This is a genomic window from Tissierellales bacterium (assembly GCA_035301805.1).
In the GTDB taxonomy this organism is placed as follows: Bacteria; Bacillota; Clostridia; order Tissierellales; family DATGTQ01; genus DATGTQ01.
The window spans coordinates 1-3237 of sequence record DATGTQ010000063.1; the positions used below are offsets into that span (position 1 = coordinate 1).

Consider the following 3237-nt stretch of genomic DNA (forward strand, 5'->3'; position numbering starts at 1 on the left):
TCAAATAAGAAATAAAGGTACTATTGGAGGAAATATTATAAATGCTTCTGCTGCTGCCGATTCTATTCCACCTTTAATAGCCCTTAATAGTGTTATTACCTTAAGTAATAAAAAAGGTAGCAGAAAATTAAAATTAGAAGATTATTTTAAAAACTGGACTAAGGAAAAAATTAAAGATAATGAATTATTAACGAGTATAAGATTTAAAAGGCCTGAGGGCAATGAAGTATTAACTTTTGAAAAACTAGGTCTTAGAAAGGCCTTAGCAATATCTAGATTAAGTATTAGTATTTTTCTATCTTTAGGTGATAAGGAAACTATTACAGATATAAGAATAGCTAGTGGAGCTTTAGGGAAATACCCTATAAAAGAAATGGCTGTAGAAGAATATATAATTGGGAAGAAAATAAATGAAGTTAAAGTAGAAGACTCTGTTTTAGTACTTCAAGAGGAAATGCATAAAAGATTAAAAGGGAGATCTTCATTACCTTATAAATCTGAAGCAGTAAAGGGTCCTTATTTTAAAGTTTTACAGGATGCTTTAAACTATTTTGATGAGGTGGTATTATGATAAACATAAACCTTAAGATAAATGGCAAAGAATATAACTTAGATATTAAAGAGGAATTAAGATTATTAGACCTTCTAAGGGAAGAATTAAAATTAACTGGAGTTAAAGAAGGTTGTGGAGAAGGAGAATGTGGAGCTTGTACAGTTATTATGGATGGAGAGACTGTAAACTCTTGTATGGTTATGGCTTTTCAAGCTGATGATAGTGAAATTTTAACTATTGAAGGCTTAGGTACTGAAGATAATCTCCACCCTATACAAGAAGCTTTCATAGAAGTAGGTGCTGTTCAATGTGGATACTGTACTCCTGGAATGATTTTGTCCGTGAAAAGTTTACTGGATAAAAACCCTCATCCATCTAGAGATGAAATAAGGGAGGGGATTTCTGGAAACCTTTGCAGGTGTACAGGCTATAATAAAATAGTTGATGCTGCAGAATTGGCTATTAATTATATGGAGGAGGGTAGAGATGACGCTTGATATTGTAGGAAAAAGAAAAATTAGGGTAGATGCCTTAAGTAAAGTAATGGGTAAAGCAATATATCCTGAGGATATATATATAGACAATATGGCCTATGGGAAAACCCTAAGATCGGAAAAATCCCATGCATATATAAAAGTAAATATTAAAGAAGCTGAAAAGGTTGACGGAGTTCTTAAAGTATTTACTAGTAAGGATTTGCCTAATAATAACCATGGAGTAGTTTTAAAGGATCAGGAAGTATTCTGTAAAGAAAAAGTAAGATATATAGGAGACCCAATTGCCTTTGTTGTAGGTGAAACTGAAAAAGCTTGTTTAGAAGGATTAAAAAAGATAGAGATTGAATATGAGGAAATAGAGGGAGTATTTGATCCTATAGAAGCAATGAAAGAAGATGCACCATTAGTCCATGAAGATTCGAATATTGTATATCACTATAAACTTAGAAAAGGAGATATAGAAAAAGGCTTTGAAAATTCTTTTATAATAGTAGAAAACACTTATAAAACATCTATGGTAGATCATGCATTTTTGCAACCAGAGGCAGGGGTTGGCTTTATTGGTGAAGATGGTAAAATTTCTATTATGACTGCAACTCAATATCCTCATTATGATAGAGAAGAAATAGCCAATACATTAAAACTACCAGAGGAACAAATAAGAATAATAAATACTAATATAGGAGGAGCTTTTGGTGGCAGAGAAGATATGACTATGCAAATCCATTTAGCTTTAGCTACCTATACATTGAAGAAACCTATAAAAGTTGTATACGAAAGAGAAGAGTCTTTTATAGCCCATTCTAAAAGACATCCATTAATTATGAAGTATAAAACTGGTGCAGACAAAGATGGATATTTACAAGCAATGGAAGCTGAAATTATTGGCGACACAGGGGCTTATGCATCTTGGGCCATGAATGTATTGAGAAAATCTGGCGTTCATGCTACAGGTCCTTATATTGTACCTAATATTAAAGTAGATAGTTATGCTGTATATACTAACAACAATTTTACTGGGGCTATGAGAGGCTTCGGAGCTACACAAGTACCTGTTGCTCATGAACAACAGGTGGATATTTTAGCGGAAAAATTAGGGTTGAATCCAGTAGAAATCAGAATGAAGAATATATTTACTAAGGGTTCTATGACGGGAACAGGGCAAATTCTTTTGGAAAGTGTTCCTTTAGATAAATGTATACATAGTACGGTTAAGAATTTTAGTTTTCTTGATAAATGGCAAAGGAGAGAGTAATATGAAGAAGAGAGGTGTAGGCATAGGAGTATCTTTTTATGGAACTGGTTATGGAAATGGATTTCCCGATGTATCCAAAGCCAGAGTGAAATTATTAGAAAAGGGTAAAATCGGTATATATGTTGGAGCAACAGAAGTAGGTCAAGGGGCTAAGACTATTATGTCTCAAATAGGTGCAGAGACTTTAAATATAGCTTTAGAAGATATATCCTTTATAAACGAAGATACAAGTATTATTCCTGACTCAGGAACAGCAGCTGCTAGTAGACAAACCTACAATACTGGAAATGCAATTAAGTTAGCTTGTGAAGATTTGAAAGAAAAACTATTTGAAGCAGGGAAAGAAGCATTAGAGTTAAATTCAACAGCAGGTCTTAATTTGGAGAAAGGAGAAGTAATACTTAGTATGTTTCCAGAAAAAAGAATATCCTTCAAGGATTTGTACGATTATTATGAAGAAGATCCATTAATAGGAGAAGGTGTTTTCACGGCACAGACTACAATGATGGATCCAGTAACTGGACAAGGTGCACCTTATTGGCCCTATACCTTTAACGCTTGTGCAGTAGAAGTAGAAGTTGACATTTTAACAGGAAAAGTTGAAGTAATAGATGGAGCTTTTGCTCAAGATACAGGAAGAAGTATTAATCCGACTTTAGTGGAAGGCCAAATAGAAGGTGGTTTTTCTATGGGGTTAGGTTATGGATTAATGGAGGATATGGGTTTAGAAAATGGAAGAATAAAGAACAATAAATTTTCTAAATATTTAATTCCTACTGCCATGGATATGGTAGATATTGATACAATAATAATAGAGGATCCAGAAAACACTGCACCCTATGGTGCTAAAGGAATTGGAGAGCCTACTACTATACCAGTAGCTCCTGCTATTTTAAATGCTATATATAATGCTACAGGTGTTAGAGTAAAGG

Annotated in this window: 4 protein-coding genes; all 4 read left to right on the plus strand. The window is 33.5% G+C overall.

Annotated features, from left to right (window positions below):
* A partial coding sequence (locus VK071_02655) for an FAD binding domain-containing protein (protein HLR34211.1) occupies nucleotides 1–571 on the plus strand: 571 nt, incomplete at its 5' end.
* Nucleotides 568–1050, plus strand: a complete 483-nt coding sequence (locus VK071_02660) for a (2Fe-2S)-binding protein (protein ID HLR34212.1) — start codon at nucleotides 568–570, stop codon at nucleotides 1048–1050. The genes VK071_02655 and VK071_02660, both read left to right, overlap by 4 nt.
* Nucleotides 1040–2305, plus strand: a complete 1266-nt coding sequence (locus VK071_02665; GenBank protein ID HLR34213.1) for a molybdopterin cofactor-binding domain-containing protein — start codon at nucleotides 1040–1042, stop codon at nucleotides 2303–2305. Before VK071_02660 ends, VK071_02665 begins: the two co-directional genes overlap by 11 nt.
* Nucleotide 2306: 1 nt before the next feature.
* On the plus strand, nucleotides 2307–3237 hold a 931-nt coding region (locus VK071_02670), incomplete at its 3' end, for a molybdopterin cofactor-binding domain-containing protein (protein ID HLR34214.1).